The sequence below is a fragment of the Nonomuraea sp. NPDC001831 genome (assembly GCF_042892035.1).
GTDB lineage: Bacteria > Actinomycetota > Actinomycetes > Streptosporangiales > Streptosporangiaceae > Nonomuraea.
The window spans coordinates 595,275-612,928 of the sequence record NZ_JBIATU010000001.1; the positions used below are offsets into that span (position 1 = coordinate 595,275).

Genomic DNA, 17,654 nt, shown 5'->3' on the forward strand with positions numbered 1-17,654 from the left:
GTGGCGGCTGCGGACGACCACCTCGCCGAGCTCGCCCACACCGGCCCGCCTGCCGTCCGGCGTCACCACGATGATCTCGCTGCCCTCGACGGGCCGCCCGATCGGCACGACCTCCGGGTACGGCTCCGCGAGCTCGTGCCACGCGTGCGCCTGCGGCGTCTCGGTCGTGCCGTAGAAGGCGACGATCCGGGCATCGGGCACGAGCGCCCGCAGCCGGGCCGCCTGGACGCCGGTGAACAGGTCGCCGCCCACGCCGGCCAGCCGCACGTCGGGCAGCGTGCCGCCGGTGGCCGCCAGCATCGCCGCGAGCTGCGGCGTCAGGTGCAGGACGGTGATCGCGTGCTCGCGCAGCCAGGTGACGAGCTTGCCGGGGTCGCGGACCAGCTCGTGCTCGGGCACGAACAGCTCGGCGCCCGCCACGGCCGGCACGAACATGTCGCGCAGCGCCGGATCGTGGGCCGGCCCGTGCAGCAGCGCGAACCGGTCGTGCGGCCCGACGGCGAAGGTGCGGACGTACCAGGACAGGAAGTGGGCCAGCGGCCGCTCGCCGGTGACGACCGCCTTGGGGTCGCCCGTGGTGCCCGAGGTCATCGAGAGGTAGCCGGGACCCGGCAGCAGGGCGCCGCCCTCGCGCAGCTCGATCCCGTCGTCCCGCAGGACCGCCCGCGCTCCCGCGGCGGCGAGCTGCCGCTCCTGGACGGCCGGAGGATAGGCCGAGTCGATCACCACCCACCGTGCCCCCGCCGCCAGCACGCCGAGCAGGATCCCCGGCAGCTCGGGCACCCGGGAGGCGACGACGGCCACCACCGCCCCCGGCTCGACCCCCGCGCTCCGCAGCGCCGCCTCGGTCCGCCGCCGTGCCCCGGCGTGCGCGTCGCCGGCCAGCTCCAGCAGGCCGGGCCCGTCCCAGGCGGGCAGCGCGGCGTCGGGGGGCTCGGGGCGCGCCCGTCCGGTCAGCACGTCGCCGAGCAGCTCGACATAGCCGTCGACCAGCGCCGTCATGCGCTCGGCGGAGAACAGGTCGGGGTTGTAGACCAGCTCCAGCGCGTAACCGCCGCGCTGCTCGCCCACGTACATCGTCAGGTCGAACAGCGCCCCGGGCAGCCCCGGCCGCAGCGTCTCGCTGACGCAGCCGTCCAGGTCCAGATGGGCCTGCGCGAAGTTGTACATGTTGAACATGACCTGCGTGATCGGGTTGCGGCTCAGATCGCGCGGCAGCCGCAGCGACTCCAGCAGCTGCCCGAGCGGCACGTCCCGGTGCCTGATCGCCGCGTTCAGCTCGGCCGCGCACGCCGTCACCTGCCCGGCGAAGTCGCCCCGGGGGCGCAGCCGCAGCGGCAGGACCTGCACGCACATCCCCACCAGCGACTCGAACGCCACGTGCGGCCGGTCGGCGTAGGCCGCGCCCACCACCAGGTCGTCCCGTCCGGCGAGGGTGGCCAGGCGGCGTCCGAAGGCGGCCAGCAGCACCGCGTACGGGGTGGTGCCGAGTTCCGCCGCCAGCTCGGCCACCCGGCCGGCCAGTTCCGCGTCCACCTCGCCCCGGACGGCGGCGCCGCGGAAGGTCTGCGCGGGCGGCCTGGGCGCGTCCCTGGGCAGGTCCAGCACCAGCGGGGCGTCCTGCAGGCGCTCGCGCCACCAGCCCAGCGCCTGGGCGTCGCCGTTCGCGCGCAGCCAGCGCACGTAGTCGGCGAACGTGTGCTCGCCCGCCTCGACCGGCTCGCCGCGGTAGGCGGCCGACAGGCCGCGGAAGAGCACGTCCTGCGACCAGCCGTCGAACACCAGGTGGTGCGCGGTCAGGCAGAGCACGTGCTCGCCGGGGGCCAGCCGGAGCAGCCGGGCCCGGAACAGCGGCCCGGCGGCCAGGTCGAACCGTTCCCGCGCCTCCTTCTGCAGCGCCGCGTCCAGCTCGGCGGGGGAGAGGTCGTCGATCGGCAGCGGCACCTCGCCCGGCGGCGCCACCGTCACGTCGGGGATCCCGTCGCGCGAGGCCACCCGCCAGCGCAGCGCCTCGTGGGCGGCCACCACGGCGGTGAGCGCCCGCCGCAGCGCGGCGACGTCGAGCGGGCCCCTGATCCGCTCGGCCATCGCGATGTTGTGCGCGGCCGACTCGGGCGCCAGCTGCTCGACGAACCACATCCGGCGCTGGGCGGGGGAGAACGCGGCCGGGCTGCCGGTGGGCGGCGCGGCGGCGGAGGCCCGCTCCGCGTCCGCCACGAGCGCGCGCAGCGCGCCGTAGGTCCGGCCCTCGTACACGTCCTGGACCGAGACCACCCGGCCCAGCTCCGCGCGTACCGCGGCCACCAGCCGCATGGCCCGCAGCGAGTGGCCGCCGCGCTGGAAGAAGTCGTCCTCGTCGTCCGGGACGGGCGCCTCCAGCACCCGCGCCCAGATCCCGGCCAGCCCGCTCGCCGTTCCCCGCTCCCGCTGCGACTGCGCCCGCAGGGCGGCGAGGTCCACCTTGCCCGAGGCGTTCAGCGGGAGCAGCGGCAGCCGGACCAGCCTGGTCGGCAGCATGTACGGCGGCAGCCGCACCGCCAGGTCCTCGCGCAGGGCGGCCAGGTCGGGCGCGTCCTCGGGCGTCACGTAGGCGACCAGCTCGCCCGTGAAGTCCACCACCGCCTGCCGCACCCCGGGATGGGCGCGCAGCGTCGTCTCCACCTCGCCGATCTCCACGCGCTGCCCCTGGACCTTCACCTGGCGGTCGAGGCGGCCCATGAACGCGATCTGGCCGTCCTCCTGCCGCGCCACGTGGTCGCCGGTCCGGTACAGCCGCGCACCCGGCTCGTCCGAGAACGGGTCGGGCACGAACCGCTCGGCCGTCAGCGCGGGCCGGTCCAGGTAGCCGCGGCTGACCTGCGGCCCGCCGACCAGCAGCTCGCCGGGGACGCCCGGCGGGCACTGGTTCATGTCCTCGTCCACGATGTACGCCCGGCAGCCGCTCAACGGCCGGCCGATCGGCAGCGGACGCTCCCACACGCCGTGGAACTCGCCGCCCACCACGACGACGGTCAGCTCGGTCGGGCCGTACAGGTTGTGGAACCGGGTGTGCGCCGACCAGCGGGCCACCTGCTCGGGCGGGGGCGGCTCGCCCGCCGTCACCACGTCCCGCAGGTGCGGCAGCCGGCTCGGGTCCACCAGCGGCAGCAGCGCGGGCGGGAGGTAGCCCCAGGTGACGTCGTGCCGCTCCAGGAAGTGCTGCAACCGGGCCGGGTCCACGCGGTCCTCGTCCGGCACGAGCTGCACGCAGCCGCCGACGGTCAGCGGGAGCACCATGTCCATGATCGAGGCGTCGAAGCCGAGCGCGGAGAAGGCCATCGAGCTGCAGGTCGCGTCCAGGCCGAAGCGCGCGACGGTCGCGGTGACGAAGAAGACCGCGTTGGCGTGGCTCACCACCACGCCCTTGGGCCGTCCGGTGGAACCGGAGGTGTAGATCACCCACGCCGCGTTGCCCGCGACGGCGCCGCTCTCCTGAGGTTCGGCCGGGCCCGGCTGGAAGGCGTCGACGAGCGTGGCGGCGCAGCCGTCCAGGAGCTCGTGGCCGCGTTCGTCCACGACGACCACCGCGATCCCGGCGTCCTCCAGCACCTCCTCCAGCCGCTGGCGCGGATGCCCCGGGTCCAGCGGCACGTACGCCCCGCCCGCCAGATGCACGGCCAGCACCGCCACCGGCATCAGCGGGGTGCGGCGGGTGCACAACCCCACCCGCGCCTCCGGCCCGACGCCGAGCTCGCGCAGCCGGCCCGCCAGCGCCCACGCCCGCTCGACCAGCTCGGCGTAGGTGAGCACGTTCTCCCACTGCCGGACCGCCGGGGCGTCCGGGGTCCGCGCGGCCTGAGCCGTGATCAGACTGCTGAGGAGTGTCATCCTGCGGCCTCCACACCCGGCCGTACCAGCCGGCCTTGCCGTACCGTCTCGAAACGCAGCAGGAAGCCCGGCGCGCGCACGGCGATCGCGGCGATCGCCCGGCCCAGCGGCAGGTGCGTCACCCGCCACCCCGCCAGCCACTCCGCCTCGGCACCTGCTTCGGGGGACGCCTCCGGCACCCATGGCCGGCCCGGACGCTGCCCGGCGAACCCGAACCGCGCCGGATCCACCCGCAGCCCGCCACCGGACGCCTTCAGCAGCGCCTCCTTGGCCGTCCACGTGCGCAACGCGCTGTGCAACCGCAGTTCCTCGGGCAGCGCGGCGAACTCGTCGCGCTCCCGCTCGTCCAGCATCCGCTCGAAGAACGTCTGCTCGTCCGCCGGCGGGCGGAAGCGCTCCAGGCCGGCGCCCACCTCCCGGCCGGTCGTCAGCGCGACCAGCGCCAGGCCGCCCGACCGGGCGACGCTGTAGGTCAGCTCGGTCCCGCCGTACGGCAGGCCGCCGGACCGGCCGGGCGGCTCGGCGAGGCCCGGCTCGACCCCGTACTCCCTGAGCAGCCGCCGCAGCAGCACCGACCTGCCGACGAACCCGCGCCGGCCGTCCTCCTGCCGGAACCGGGCCGCCCGCGCCGCCTCCCGGGGCGACAGCTCGTCGAGGGCCGCGCACATCTCGGGCAGCCCGTCGAGGTCGGCCAGCCACACGTGCACCTCGTCCGCGGCCAGGCTCCGCTCGGGGCCGGCCGCGATCGTCCGCGCCACCTCCTCGCCGTGCGTGGCGAGGAAGAGGTGCGCGGCGTCGAGCGTGTGCAGACGGAAGGCCGAGGAGGTGTGGCGGGCCCAGGCGAGCATCGTCGGGTGGGTGACCTCCTGGTCGTGCGCGCCGGCGAAGGCGACGATGGGCACGTCCAGGGGTTCCTGGCGGGTGAAGCGGTAGCGGCGCAGCCACTCCATGTCCGTCCGCAGGGCGGGGATGAGCAGGGCCTTGACCTCGGGCTGCGTGCGTAACTCCGCGGGCGCGCCGAGCCGCAGGATCAGCTCGTCGATCAGGTCCTCGTCGCCCAGGCCCGTCCACCGTCCCAGCGTCTCCTGGCGCTCCGGCGGGTGCGCGGCGCCGACGTAGAGGCAGTCGGGCGCCCGCACGCCGAGCCGCCGCAGCTCGCGGACCACCTCGAAGGCGACCCGGCCGCCCATGCTGTGCCCGTAGATCGAGTACGGCCTGCGCTCCCGGTCGACGACGGCGGCGACGGACCGGGCGATCAGCTCAGGGGACAGGGCGCCGGGCTCGGCCACCCGGCCCTCCCGGCCGGGCAGCATGGCCACCCGCACGTCCAGGACGCCGTCGAACGCCTGCCGCCACGCCCAGAAGGCGGTGACGTCCCCACCGGCGTAGGGGAGGCAGAAGAGGGTCCGAGCGCCGGGCGGGTATCGCGTCAGCGAGGCGAACGGTGTCTCGGACAGCGGCTGTTCTTCTGGCATCGCGACGCGAAGTCACCCTCCGGCAGGTCTGCCGCGCCGGGCGAGGTCGTCGCGCGGGCGGCAGGAAAGATGGGCCGCTCGTCAGGGTTCGACCTGGCGAGGGGCGGCTCACGGCTGAAGCCACGCCATTCCTATTATTTTGTCCGAAAGTCAGTCAAGGGATGAAATTTAAACCAATGATGGAATGCTGGTTTCGGGCATCGACAAAACCCGCTTCCGGCGGGTCTGTCTACGGACGGTGGACCTCCCCGGCTGGGCCGATGATCTCCGCCGGTGCTCGCGTCCTGGGATTCTGCCACCCTCTGTGATGATCTTGTCCCTCTATGGAATGCCCGTAATTGGGATTTCGGTCATGACGTTCGCCGGGATCCCTGTCCCTATTGACTGATTGAGTCGGGTCCGATTCTCCATATCGGTCAGATCGGCGGTCATCTCGCTGGCAGGGGCCTCGCCGGGGGCTGACAGCCACAGGCCCCCGCCGAGTCAGATCCGGGATCAGAAGACCTCCCCGTGCCCGGCGCGCACGGGGAGGCCCGCCTTCACCGCCTCGGCCGGAAGTAGTGCCCGACCATGTAGGCGGTGACCTGGGCGCCGATCTTCGCGCCCTGCACGTCCGCCGTGCGCGTGTGGATGCCGCCCCACACGCGGGCCTCGATGACCTCGGCCAGGGCGTGGGAGAAGCCGCGGAAGCTCCTGGTGGTGCCCGAGGCGGAGCTGTAGCCGCTGAAGGGGATGTCGTCCCTGCCGAAGAAGTGGGCCAGCGCCGACATGCTGGCCGCCGTGAAGCACGTGTGCCCGGAGGTGTAGTCGGGGTGCGGCGGGGTGACGAGCAGCGGCGTCCAGTCCGGGGCGGCCGCGGTGCGCGGGTTGCCGTCGGTGTCGGCCAGACGGATCGCCGTGACCGGCCGCCAGAAGGCCCACGCCGCCTTCTCGTTGTAACAGGCGGTCGTGGCGTCGGCCTCGGCCAGGTCCACCATGGCGAACATGCGGGCCGCCTGGAGCGGGTTCAGCCGCCGCGTCGTGGCCAGCTGGCGTTTGATCTCCCACTCGGCCAGGTGCCGGTCGTGCCACCAGATCGCGGCCTGCGTCTGGTCCTGGGTCCTGACCTTGCTGTCGGCGCCGCCGATCCGCTTGAGCTCGTTGACGTCCCTGGCGTAGCGGGAACTGGTCAGCGCGGGCGGGCCCGAGGTGCGGAACATCGACGCGCTGGGGATGAGGAACGGCTTGAGATCGCCGACCCAGGCCCCGTCCGAGGCGTTCGTGGGCGGCGTCGGCCGCCACTGGCCGGGCTGGGTGCCGATCGGCCAGGTCTGGTCGCCGAACGCGCCGTCGTTCTCCCTGGCGGCGATCATCGCGGCCGCCGCCTGCTCGCCCACGGCGACGCCGCGTCGTTTCGCGCCGCCGTCGGGGATCGTGGCGAGGTAGTCGTCGTACTGGGTCGTCAGCCGGGCCTGCTGGGCGGGGAAGAGCTTGTTCAGCACGCGGAAGGCCGCGGTGGCGACGGCGGCCTCCGTCGACTCCCCGCCGTCGGCCCGCGGTGCGATCAGGTACGGCTGGTACGGGGTGCCGGCGATCGCGTTCACCGCGTCGTAGACGGCTCCGTGCACCATGGCGAAGCTGCGCGCCTGGACCTGCGGCTGCTGGCCGGCGACGTCCCAGATGGCGGTCTGGGCGTTGCGGTCCCAGACGACGACGGCGTTCTCGGGCGGTTGCGAGCCCGACGCGTACGCGGTCGGCGAGCCCGGTCCCGCCGGGATGACGGCGGCGATGACGAGGACGGCCAGCCATCGTGTGATGACCGGCCGTCGCCTACCAGGTGATTGAGGCATTCGAGAAAATTACTATGTCGCCTCAAAGCCGTTAAGCGGCCAAATGCGCGAAAACTCGATAACAACCCACCCGAAAAGGGCCGGCCGGGACGACGTGCCGCGCGGCCTTGTGGCGGCGCGTCCTCTCAGGGGGTCTGACGTCGGGTGATGCCGCCGGCGCGGTCATGGCCGCCGCGGACGGTACGCCGGTCGCGGTTTTCCCGCCCGGCGATGACGTTCGCCGCGATGAGCAGTCCGGAAGGGACGATCGCGGTGATGAAACCGCTCATTCCGATCAGGCCGACGCCAATGGCCCCCCAGACGAGGATCGCCCAGCCGACATATCCGGGAACCTGCTGCCCCTGCCGCCCCGTCCGCGCCACCAGCAGGCCCAGCAGCGCCAGCACCACGACGAACCCGCCGGGCAGCGCCCAGAAGACCGCCTGTGAGTCGCCGTCCGCGAGGCCGTTGCGCAGGTCTCCCGCGAGCCAGCTGGCCCAGGGGGCGAGGGGGGCGAACACGGCGGTGTGCGCCAGGGCGATGAAGATCATGGCCCGCCCGGCCCAGACGGTGAGCCGGCTCGGCGGTGTCGCCGTCGGGGGCGGAGAGGAAGTGCTCATGCCTGCCAGCCTCTCCCGGAGGCCGGCCGGCGTGCTCCCTCGCGAGGGGGAGGCCGCTCCCTCTCCGGGGCGGTCTCCGGAGCCGCCCGGGCGCGGCGGCGCCGCGATCGCCCGCGGCGCGGGCCCGATCAGCTCGCAGGCCACGCGGTGAGGACGGCGGCCAGCAGCGTGTCGTCGTGGCCGGACGGCACCGCGCGCAGGTCGAGCAGGCAACGGCCGTCCTCCACCCGGGCGAGCACGGGCGGCCGCGCCCGGCGCAGCGCGGCGGCCGCCCGCCGGTCCAGCGCGACGGCGGCGCTCGGCAGGGACACCCCCGGCGCGCCGCCGCCGCCGACCACGCTCCGGCTGTCGACGGCCTCGGCGTCGATCCCCTTGCCGCGCAGCCGGGCCGCCAGGTCCTCGGCGCGGGCGCGCAGCGTGGCCTGATCGGCGTGCAGGCTCTCCCAGGTCGGCGTCGGCGGGCCCGCGACCGTGGCCTCCAGCGCCGCCAGCGTGACCTTGTCCACCCGCAGCGCGCGAGCGAGGGGGTGGCGGCGCAGCCGGTCCACGAGGCCGGCGCGGCCGAACAGCAGCCCGCATTGAGGGCCGCCGAGCAGTTTGTCCCCGCTGGTGGTGACGAGGTCCGCGCCCTCGGTCAACCAGCTCGTGACGTCGGGCTCGCGGGGCAGCAGCGGCTCGTGGGCGAGCAGCCCCGAGCCCGCGTCGGCGACGAGGGGGACGCCCCGCTCGCGGCACAACGCCGCCAGCCGCGACACCGGGACGTCGGCCGTGAACCCCTCGATCCGGTAGTTGGACGGGTGCACCTTCAGCACCAGGCCCGTCCGCGGCCCGATCGCGTCGGCGTAGTCGGCGAGGGCGGTGCGGTTGGTCATGCCGACCTCGCGCAGCCGGGCCCCCGTGGAGACGAGCAGGTCGGGAAGGCGGAAGCCGTCCCCGATCTCGATCAGCTCCCCGCGGCTGATCACGATCTCGCCGCCCGCCGCCAGCGCGGTGGCGGCCAGCACGAGCGCCGCCGCGTTGTTGTTCACGACGTGGACCGCCTCGGCCGCGGGCACCGCGGCGGCCAGGGCGGCCAGCGCCGTGCGTCCCCGTCTGCCCCGGCCGCCCGTGTCCAGGTCGAGCTCGACGTCGGTGACCCCGGCGGCCAGCTCCACCGCCTGGCGGGCGGCGTCCGACAGCGGGGCGCGGCCCAGGTTGGTGTGCAGCAGCACGCCGGTGGCGTTGATCACCGGCCGCAGGCCGGCGGCGGAGGCGGGCAGTGCCGCCAGCGCCGCGGTCAGGACGTCCTCCGGCGCGAGCTCTCCCTCTCTGGCCCGCCGCTGCGCCGCGACGATCACGGCCTTGACCTGGGCGTGGCCGAACCGCCGCCGGGCCTCGACCAGCCGGGGGTCGGCGAGCAGGGTGTCCGTCCGCGGGATGGATCGACGATGGTCGGTCACGCTAGGGATGTCCGTTCAGCGTGGGAAGCACGATGTCTCCAGGTCTCGTACCGGGGCCGATCAGGCATCATATGATCAACCACCAGAAAGGCGATCATGGCTGCCGTGATCGCCCTAAGGTGTGATCATGAAGAGGCTCACACAGTACGCCCAAGGCGGCGGCTGCGCCTGCAAGATCCCCGCGGCGGACCTGGAGTCGCTGCTCGGCAACTCCCGCATGCCGGTCCCGCGAGATCCCGCGGCGGAGCTCGTGGTGGGGCTGGAATCCGGCGACGACGCCGCCGTGGTCCGCACCCAGGACGGATCCGTGCTCATCAGCACGGCCGACTTCTTCACCCCGGTGGTCGACGACCCCTACGACTGGGGCCGCATCGCCGCCGCGAACGCCCTGTCCGACGTCTACGCCATGGGCGGGCGTCCTGTGGTCGCGCTCAACCTCCTGTGCTGGCCCCCCGACCGCCTGCCCTACGACCTGGCCGCCGAGGTGCTGCGGGGCGGCGCGGAGGTGGCCGCCCAGGCCGGCTGCCACCTGGCCGGCGGGCACAGCGTCGTGGACGCCGAACCCAAGTACGGCCTGGCCGTCACCGGCGTCGCCGACCCCGACCGGCTGCTGCGCAACGACGCCGGCCGCCCCGGCCTGCCGCTGTCCCTGACCAAGCCGCTCGGCCTCGGCGTGCTCAACAACCGGCACAAGAACACCGGCGAGGTCTTCCCGCACGCCGTCGAGACCATGACCCGGCTGAACGCGGACGCCTCCCGCCAGGCCGTGGCCGCCGGGATCCGCTGCGCCACCGACGTCACCGGCTTCGGCCTGCTGGGCCACCTGCACAAACTGGCCCGCGCCTCCGGCGTCACCGCCGTGCTGCACGCCTCGGCCGTCCCGATGCTGGACGGCGCGGCGCAGGCCGTGAAGGAGGGGTTCGTCCCCGGCGGCTCCCGGCGCAACCTCGACTGGGTGGCCCCGCATCTCGATCCCGGCGACGTCCCGGAGGAGACGCTGCTGCTGCTCGCCGACGCGCAGACCTCAGGGGGTCTGCTGGTCGCCGGGGAGATCCCCGGCACGCCGGTGGTCGGCGAGCTCATCGAACACAACGGGCACACCGTCGTCATCCGTCCCTGAAGGGGGCCGGCGCCGGGCCCGCGTTCCGCACGCAGGCCCGGCCGGCCCCCTCACCCACGGAGGAAGGCTTCTCAGACCGCGGCGCCCCACAGCGCCAGCCCCATCAGCAGGACCAGCGCCGCCCGGCCGAACGTGCGGGCCGAGGCCTGCTCCGGGGCGCCGAAGCACAGGCAGGGAGCCGCCTGCTCGCCCATGACCAGGAGATACGTCTGCGCCACCGTGAACGCCAGGCCCAGACCCGTCCCGGCCACGCCCACGAGCACGTCGCCGGCGACGGGGGTGAAGGCGGCGAGCGCGACGAGCGCCTCCACGGTCACCACCGTGAAGGCGCCCGCCCGGGCCACCCGTCCATGGAGCCCGAAGGCCGCCAGGCCGCTCCGGAAGGCGCCGAGGTCGCGCGCCTTCCCGAGCACCGCCAGCACCAGGACGAGCCCCAGCCCGTAGCGGGCGACGAGGGCGATCATCCGATCACCAGCATCGCCACCACGGGCACCGCGAGCACGACGAACAGGACCTTCATCCTCGGCAAGGTGAAGGAGAAGGCCGTGTCCGCCTCCATCCGGTCCCGCGCGAAGGCGAAGGTCAGGAGCATCATCGCCCGCGCCGCCGCGAAGCCGGCGCCCGCCAGGAGCGCCTCCTGCCAGGACGCCAGGAACAGGATCGCCACCGCCATGATGTGCGGCAGCCCTGTCGGCGAGTACGTGCGCATCCCCGTGCCCATCTCGGCGCCGAACTGCACGGCGCCCCAGAAGGGAATCCTGGTGACGAACTGCGGCACGAGCCGCGCGTTCTGGAGCAACGGGAAGGAGAGCACGTCCAGCTCGCGCAGCAGGAAGATCACCGCCGCCGCGGCGACCATGATCTGCGAAACCACTGCCGGGAACGGAGCCCGCAGCACGGAGCCGACGACCACCAGCACGAACGTGACGGCGCCCGCTCCCACGAACAATCCGGCGATGAAGCCGGCGACATCAGCACCCCGCCGGACCGACGAGGACAGCACCCAGGCGCTGTTCAGGCTTCAAACGGAGCCCGAGAGGGAGAAGCCGGCGACGAGGGCGGCCACCAGCCAGGTGAAGCCCTTCGTGTCCGCGCCCGCAACCCTCGAACACAGCACCAGGGCCTCCGCCGCCGCGATCAGTGCCAGTCCTGGCACCAGCAGGCGGACGGATTTTCTGGTGGCGGAGTCGCTCATGGACCCGGGTCAGATCGCCGTACGGCAGATGGAGAAGCGGGAGACGTTGCCTCCGCCGCAGTCGTGGTACTCGTACCAGCCGTCGGAGCACATGCGGCGGGTGCTGGTGGTGCCGCCGCCGTACCACTTCCAGGCGTTGTTGCCGTCACAGCTGGAGGGGTTGTGGGTGTAGCGGAGGTTGTAGCAGGTGCCGGACGCGCCGTCGTTGCGGTGCCAGGAGCCGGAGCAGTTGCCCGAGTAGAGCGCGGAGGACGGCACGCAGACGGAGCCGGCGTCGGCGAAGCCGTGGCAGGTCTCCCACGCGGTGTAGGCGGCGGCCGTCGCGCCGCGCGGCTTCGACCAGGGCAGGAGGTCGAGGACGCCCAGCCCGGTCGCCACGGCGGCGCCGGTGGCGATGCCGAGCACGCGCCGCCTGCTCCAGCCCTCGCGCGTGGCGCCCACCCGCGTCGGCAACGCCTGCTCGGGCATCTCCTCGGCGCTGGGTATCTGGTCGAGTATCGAGGTCCGCTTCTCGGCCTTCACAGCTTCACTCCCTTTCTGTTCGCAACCGCTCGCTCGACGATCTCCGTGAGCGCCTCTCCCGACCCCACCGGAGCCGTGAACACCACCACGCCGTTCTCGTCCACGACGAGCAGGGCCGGGCTGTAGGGCACGCTCGCCGCGCGCCAGATCGCCGGGTCCTTGATCACCCGGATGGAGCCGGGCAGGGACTTGTCGAACCCGGGGTCGTCCGACAACACGGTGAACGACAGGTCCGAGGGCAGGCCGGCCGCCATCCCGGCGGCGGCGAGCAGGACGTCGTCGCAGATCGGGCAGCGACGGTTGACCTTGATGACCATGGTCGTGGCGCCGGGCACGCCGAGCCCGTTCGCCTGGGCCTCGGGCCCGGCCGCGGCGAAGCGCACGCCGACCCCGTTGTAGGTGGCCAGTTCCAGCTCGCGTACCCGCCGGTAGAGTCCGGCGCCCGCCGCGAACAGCAGAGCGACCAGGACGGCCAGGATGATGACCACCGCGGTCAGCGGTTCCACGTCAGGCCCGCCACTCGACGCGCTTGACCTTGTTGAGGAAGTCGGCGGCGGTCTCCGGGGTGCCCGCGGCCGAGCGGGCCGCCACGCCCGCCTTGCTGTAGTTCGGGGCGTTCCAGGGGTGCAGGGTCACGATGGCGGTGTCGGTGACCAGGAGGAAGGGCGCCACCGAGTCGGACGGCGGCGCGGGCAGCCGCCACAGCTCACCCGAGGGCGCTCCGTAGCCCCGCCACTTGGGAATGCGGTTGATCCCCGCCTGCTTCGGCTCGACCGTCATGGTGCCGACGCCCGCGATCGAGATCGCGTAGAGCTCCATGGAGACGTCGAACCGCCTGCCGCCGTCGGCCACCATGCCTTCGGGGGTGTCCTGCCACGTCACGCGGCTGAACATGTCGACGATGTCGGCCGACTCCCACTCGGGGGAGTAGAAGAGCCCGTGCGCCATGTGCCAGGGGCCGAGCCAGGCGGCCCACCTGGCGTCGGAGGGGTCCTCGCAGTCGTAGACGACGACCTCGCCGCCCGCCAGGGAGAAGCGCTCTCGCTCGCGTCCGCGGACCGAGTTGACGCCTGCCGTGAGGGAGGACAGGGGGGCCAGTTCGAGCCCCCAGGTTTCCGCGGTGGTCTTCCGCGCCCCGTATTTCGGGGTGTAGCGGACGTGGCCGGTCCAGGAGGCCAGCGAGGCGGCCTCGGCGTCTTCGACCTCGAGTTGGAGGAAAGAGTTCTTGACGGTACGAAGAGAGGATAAATGCGCCATTAAGCCCCAGCCTTTCGTGGCAGATCGCGGGCGCTAGATCATTCGGCTCGAAGCCTTACATGCGCCATCACCCAGGTCAAGACACAAGATCCACACGTTTTTCCGCTGGAAAATACGGGAGAAAGGTGCCATTACGGCCGCGTTACTTTGGCGTTGGCAAATGGCCATATTCCTGTCATCTGCGGCCGTCGCGGCCACGGCGTGACCTCCACCCGGCAGGGCGGCGAGGACCAAGGTCCTTCGGCCGACGGTCGTAGGGCACTGCCGACGGCGCGCGGAAAACGGTGCGATGGAAGCGCGGAAGAGAACGACGAACCATCGCTGAAAGGGGATCGTCATGGCCGCCACGATCGACAGGCCCGTCACCTACCCGGGCATCGCCGCCGCCGGACGCCGTCCGGTCGACTACGTCTGGGCCGTCGCCCGGATCGCGATCGGCTGGATCTTCCTGTGGGCGTTCCTGGACAAGACGTTCGGATGGGGTTTCGCGACCCCGGCGGGCAAGGCGTGGATCGCGGGCGGCAGCCCGACGACGGGCTTCCTCAAGGGCACCGGCGAGAACGCGCTGGGCGGGCTGTTCTCGAGCCTGGCCGGTCAGGTGTGGGTGGACTGGCTGTTCATGGCCGGTCTGGCCGGCGTCGGCCTGGCGCTGGTGCTGGGCGTGGGCACCCGGATCGCGGCGGTCGCCGGAACCCTCATGCTGACCCTGATGTGGGCCGCCGAACTTCCGCTGGCCACCAACCCGTTCCTGGACGAGCACATCGTCTACGCGATCGTGCTGATCGGCCTGGCCATGACCGGCGCGGGCGCCACGCTGGGGCTGGGGAACCTGCCGATCGTCCGCCGCAACGCCTGGCTCAGGTAGTGCCCGCAAGCGAACGCCCACCCCGCACCCGGGGTGGGCGTTCCGCGTTCAGGGACGAAGGCCCCGCCGCTCCGCTCTTTGGCGGACCGGCCGGGCGAGGAGCAGGATGGAGAGAGGGGCAAGGAGGTACACCATGTCGATCGAGGTCAAGGACGTCATGGGCCGGGTGGCCGTCGCCGTGCCGGCGGACGCGTCGTTCGCCGACGTCCTCAACGCGATGAGGCGGTACGGAGTGGGCGCGGTCACCGTGACAGACGCCGACCGGCGCCCGGTGGGCGTGGTCTCCGAGGACGACCTGCTGCTCAAGGAGATCGACCCGGTACGGCACAGCGTGTCGATGTACGAACCCGACCGCCTGCTGGACGAGCACCACCGGGCGACGGCCGTCACCGCGGGCCGGCTCATGTCCGCCCCGGCGATCACCGTCACGCCGGGCACGTCCGTGCGCGAGGCCGCCAGGCTCATGCACGACCGGCGCGTCAAGCAGCTCCCGGTGATCGACCCGGCGAGCGGGCGCATCGTCGGCACCCTGCACCAGCGCGACGTGCTGCGCGTCTTCGCCCGTCCGCGGGCGGAGCTGGAGGGCGAGGTCCGAGCCGTGCTCCCGGCGTCCGGGGCGATCTCCGCGCAGGTCGAGCAGGGCGTGGTGCGGCTCAGCGGGCGCGTGGAGCGCCGGTCGCAGGCGATCGCGGCGGTGCAGGCCGTCCGCGCCGTCGAGGGCGTCGTCGACGTCACCAGCGAGGTGACCGCCGACCACGACGACCTGGTCACCGTTCCGCCGCCGCGGTAGAGCCCGGAACCGCCGGCCGCCGTTCACGCGGCGGGGCGCACGTCCGCGAGGGAGACCGGTGAGAACGTCCGGTCGAGCCGGGTCACCTCCAGCAGCCGCAGGACGGCCGGCGTCACCCCCGTCAGCCGGAGGCTGCCGTGGCGGGCGGCCGCCAGGTCGCGCGCGGCCACCAGCGCGGCCAGCCCGCGGGCATCCATGAAGGTCACCCCGCTGAGGTCGAGGACGAGACGCGTGCCCTGCTCGGCGAGGGCGGCGGCGAGCCGGGCGCGGAAGCCCGCCTGCGTGGCCAGGTCCAGGTCTCCGGAGACCTTCAGCACCGCCCGCCTGCCGGTGCGGGACCGTGCCTGAGAACCCATGTCCGTCTCCTTACCTTCGGCGGGCGGCCGGTGGCCGGCGTTCGTCGCGGAAGCACGATGCCCCCGATGCGAAGCTACGAGAACGCCGGTCACCGGCATAGGGCCCAAAGTCCCACCTCCGGCAGCCGAAGGACCGGACCCGGGACATACGGCCCTGAGGACCAAGGTCCTTCCAGCGGGGGGCGTACGACACTGCCCCGGAGCGGGCGGGCGCAGTGGAATAGGGGTGAGACAAGGACGTACACCCCCCACCGAAAGGGAGGCCCGCCATGGCCACCACCGTCAACCGGCCCGTGATGGACGTCGCTCCCGTGCGGGCGGCGCGTACCCCGGTCGACTACGTCTGGGCCGTCGCCCGGATCGCGATCGGCTGGATCTTCCTGTGGGCGTTCCTGGACAAGACGTTCGGCTGGGGTTTCGCGACCCCGGCGGGCAAGGCGTGGATCGCGGGCGGCAGCCCGACGACGGGCTTCCTCAAGGGCACCGGCGAGAACGCGCTGGGCGGGCTGTTCTCGAGCCTGGCCGGTCAGGTGTGGGTGGACTGGCTGTTCATGGCCGGCCTGGCCGGCGTCGGCCTGGCGCTGGTGCTGGGCGTGGGCACCCGGATCGCGGCGGTCGCCGGAACCCTCATGCTGACCCTGATGTGGGCCGCCGAACTTCCGCTGGCCACCAACCCGTTCCTGGACGAGCACATCGTCTACGCGATCGTGCTGATCGGCCTGGCCATGACCGGCGCGGGCGCCACGCTCGGGCTGGGGAACCTGCCGATCGTCCGCCGCAACGCCTGGCTCAGGTGAATCGCACCCGCCACGGGCCCACCCCTCGGCGGAGGGATGGGCCCGTGGCATTTCACGTGGGAACCGCCGGTCACCGTCTCACGGCGTCAGCGCTGCAGCTTCAGCACTCCCGGCCGGTAGGGCAGGAGGCCGTAGTCGCCGCCCGAGCTGGGGCTGCGGCCCTGGTAGAGGAGTTGCAGGTTGCACGGGTCGACGGTCATGGTCTGGTCCGCGCCGGTGCGCACCAGCTCGCCGTGGCTGATGTCGTTCGTCCAGGTGGCGCCGCTGTTGGCCTTGCCGGCGAACGGGTTGCCCTCGGTCGCGGCCTGGGGCGTCCAGGAACCGTTCAGGCTGGTGGCGGTGAACGAGCGGAAGTAGCGGCCCTGCGCGCCGATCGCCTCGACGATCATCAGGTACCGGTTCTGGCCCTGGAGCTTGTAGACCTGGACGGCTTCGAACAGGTTGTTCGTCGTGTCGCTCATGACCACGGTCGAGGCCGTGCCGAAACTGCCGGGGAAGTTCCCGATGGGCATGCTCGCCCGGTAGATCTTGCCGTTGTCCCCGGCGAAGAACAGGTACATGTCAGTGTTGTCGCCGATGACCGTCTGGTCGATGGGGCCCGTCCCGGAGCCCGAGATGCTGCCGGAGAAGAGCGTCTGCGGCGCCGACCAGCTGTTGGGGTTGGCGGGGTCGGTGGAGGTCCGGTACGAGAAGGCCGGCCCGCCCCACTGGTAGGCGAGCACCCAGACGTTCTTGGGGGCGAAGAAGAACAGCGTGGGGGCGACGGCGGCGAAGGACATCGTGTTCTGCGTGGCCGAGGCCATGTCGGACCAGTTGGCCAGCGGGCTGAAGTTCATCGACCCCCACCTCGTCCCCGTGTCGTGGGTCGTCGCGTAGACCAGGTGCCGCCCGTTGTAGGGGGCGACGGTGAAGTCCTTGAGCGAGACCCAGCCCGCCTTCGGCGTGGCCAGCGGGCCGGTCGAGGTCCAGCGGTAGGTCGAGGGGAGGTCACACATGCCGGGGTTGCCACCGTCCGTCCGTACGAGTTGCCATTGCTGGTTGGCGCCGCCCCAGTCGTCGTACTGGACGATGTTGGCGCCGTCGGCGGTGGAGGCTCCTTGGACCTCCAGGGCCTTGTTGCTGTGGCGGGAGATGAGCCTGACGTAGCCGTCGGGGCTGTCGGAGAGTTTCCATTGCTGGTTGGCGCCGTTGAGGTCGCTCCATTGGACGATGGAGCCGCCGTTGGCGGTGGAGAAGTTGTAGACGTCCAGGACTTTGCCGGAGTGGCGGGACTTGATGCGGTAGTAGCCGCCGCCGGAGTCGACGAACTGCCATTGTTGCTGGTTCTGGTTGTTCCTGGTCCATTGGGTGATGCGGCCGCCGTCGGCGGTGGACAGGTTGTAGACGTCCAGGGCCTTGCCGCTGTTGCGGTTGACCAGGACGTACCAGGCGTTGGTGTCGACGGTGGCCGCGTGGGCGGGCTGGACGGCGACCAGCAGGCTCGCCAGTAACGCGGCCACCGTCGCGAGGACGGTCAGGGGACTGAGTTTCACCATGTGCTCCG

16 protein-coding genes and 1 pseudogene (1 of these 17 only partly in view) are annotated in these 17,654 nt (G+C 72.7%); 4 read left to right on the forward strand and 13 right to left on the reverse strand.

The genetic code is table 11. The features are described 5' to 3' along the window. From ACFYYW_RS02585 to selA, 5 genes are all read right to left on the reverse strand, one after another. Positions 1–3,867: the 5' portion of an amino acid adenylation domain-containing protein gene (locus ACFYYW_RS02585; protein WP_387644192.1), read on the reverse strand. The gene continues 747 nt to the left of window position 1, outside the view; 3,867 of the gene's 4,614 nt are visible here — the first part of the coding sequence; the start codon lies at positions 3,865–3,867; its stop codon lies beyond the left edge, outside the window. Continuing rightward, positions 3,864–5,342 (reverse strand): thioesterase domain-containing protein, encoded by a 1,479-nt coding sequence (locus ACFYYW_RS02590; RefSeq protein ID WP_387644195.1) that lies wholly within the window; start codon positions 5,340–5,342, stop codon positions 3,864–3,866. The genes ACFYYW_RS02585 and ACFYYW_RS02590 overlap by 4 nt, the downstream gene beginning before the upstream one ends. Positions 5,343–5,881: 539 nt before the next feature. Beyond that, complete coding sequence (locus tag ACFYYW_RS02595; protein WP_387644198.1) at positions 5,882–7,171, reverse strand: hypothetical protein; 1,290 nt, start codon at positions 7,169–7,171, stop codon at positions 5,882–5,884. A 125-nt stretch (positions 7,172–7,296) separates the two neighbouring features. Further along, positions 7,297–7,770 (reverse strand): DUF6463 family protein, encoded by a 474-nt coding sequence (locus tag ACFYYW_RS02600; RefSeq protein ID WP_387644201.1) that lies wholly within the window; start codon positions 7,768–7,770, stop codon positions 7,297–7,299. A gap of 128 nt (positions 7,771–7,898) precedes the next feature. Continuing rightward, positions 7,899–9,209: an L-seryl-tRNA(Sec) selenium transferase gene (selA, locus tag ACFYYW_RS02605; RefSeq protein ID WP_387644203.1), complete on the reverse strand. Its 1,311-nt coding sequence runs from the start codon at positions 9,207–9,209 to the stop codon at positions 7,899–7,901. A 127-nt stretch (positions 9,210–9,336) separates the two neighbouring features. On the opposite strand from selA, the pseudogene selD reads away from it, so the two are divergent. Then, positions 9,337–10,346: pseudogene (selD, locus tag ACFYYW_RS02610) on the forward strand (selenide, water dikinase SelD); the annotation flags it as partial. A 54-nt stretch (positions 10,347–10,400) separates the two neighbouring features. Here selD and ACFYYW_RS02615 read toward each other — a convergent pair. From ACFYYW_RS02615 to ACFYYW_RS02640, 6 genes are read right to left on the reverse strand one after another with little or no spacing between them, the layout of a single operon-like run. Continuing rightward, the gene (locus ACFYYW_RS02615; protein ID WP_387645487.1) at positions 10,401–10,793 is read right to left on the reverse strand and encodes a MauE/DoxX family redox-associated membrane protein; all 393 of its coding nucleotides are present in this window, start codon (positions 10,791–10,793) and stop codon (positions 10,401–10,403) included. Then, positions 10,790–11,332 (reverse strand): hypothetical protein, encoded by a 543-nt coding sequence (locus tag ACFYYW_RS02620; RefSeq protein WP_387645512.1) that lies wholly within the window; start codon positions 11,330–11,332, stop codon positions 10,790–10,792. Before ACFYYW_RS02620 ends, ACFYYW_RS02615 begins: the two co-directional genes overlap by 4 nt. 18 nt (positions 11,333–11,350) lie before the next feature. Continuing rightward, positions 11,351–11,524, reverse strand: coding sequence for a hypothetical protein (locus ACFYYW_RS02625; RefSeq protein WP_352328893.1), 174 nt, complete (start codon positions 11,522–11,524; stop codon positions 11,351–11,353). A 9-nt stretch (positions 11,525–11,533) separates the two neighbouring features. Continuing rightward, complete coding sequence (locus ACFYYW_RS02630) at positions 11,534–12,046, reverse strand: hypothetical protein (RefSeq protein ID WP_352328891.1); 513 nt, start codon at positions 12,044–12,046, stop codon at positions 11,534–11,536. Then, positions 12,043–12,552: a hypothetical protein gene (locus ACFYYW_RS02635; RefSeq protein ID WP_352328890.1), complete on the reverse strand. Its 510-nt coding sequence runs from the start codon at positions 12,550–12,552 to the stop codon at positions 12,043–12,045. Before ACFYYW_RS02635 ends, ACFYYW_RS02630 begins: the two co-directional genes overlap by 4 nt. Position 12,553: 1 nt before the next feature. Further along, positions 12,554–13,303, reverse strand: coding sequence for a hypothetical protein (locus ACFYYW_RS02640; RefSeq protein ID WP_352328889.1), 750 nt, complete (start codon positions 13,301–13,303; stop codon positions 12,554–12,556). 337 nt (positions 13,304–13,640) lie between these two features. Between ACFYYW_RS02640 and ACFYYW_RS02645 the strand changes: the two genes are divergently transcribed. Together ACFYYW_RS02645 and ACFYYW_RS02650 are read left to right on the forward strand one after the other, a co-directional pair. Continuing rightward, entirely contained in the window at positions 13,641–14,168 is a 528-nt protein-coding gene (locus ACFYYW_RS02645) for a hypothetical protein (protein ID WP_387644207.1), read from the forward strand. Between the two features lie 133 nt (positions 14,169–14,301). Then, complete coding sequence (locus tag ACFYYW_RS02650; RefSeq protein WP_387644210.1) at positions 14,302–14,958, forward strand: CBS domain-containing protein; 657 nt, start codon at positions 14,302–14,304, stop codon at positions 14,956–14,958. A gap of 23 nt (positions 14,959–14,981) precedes the next feature. Here the strand turns inward: ACFYYW_RS02650 and ACFYYW_RS02655 are convergent, their stop codons facing one another. Next, positions 14,982–15,314 carry an STAS domain-containing protein gene (locus ACFYYW_RS02655; protein WP_352328884.1) on the reverse strand — a complete coding sequence of 111 codons (333 nt, stop codon included), beginning with the start codon at positions 15,312–15,314 and terminating at the stop codon, positions 14,982–14,984. A 269-nt stretch (positions 15,315–15,583) separates the two neighbouring features. Here ACFYYW_RS02655 and ACFYYW_RS02660 point away from each other — a divergent pair, with 269 nt between their 5' ends. Then, positions 15,584–16,111, forward strand: a complete 528-nt coding sequence (locus ACFYYW_RS02660; protein ID WP_387644213.1) for a hypothetical protein — start codon at positions 15,584–15,586, stop codon at positions 16,109–16,111. Positions 16,112–16,197: 86 nt separating this feature from the next. Here the strand turns inward: ACFYYW_RS02660 and ACFYYW_RS02665 are convergent, their stop codons facing one another. Next, positions 16,198–17,646 carry a non-reducing end alpha-L-arabinofuranosidase family hydrolase gene (locus tag ACFYYW_RS02665; RefSeq protein WP_387644216.1) on the reverse strand — a complete coding sequence of 483 codons (1,449 nt, stop codon included), beginning with the start codon at positions 17,644–17,646 and terminating at the stop codon, positions 16,198–16,200. Positions 17,647–17,654: the final 8 nt, after the last annotated feature.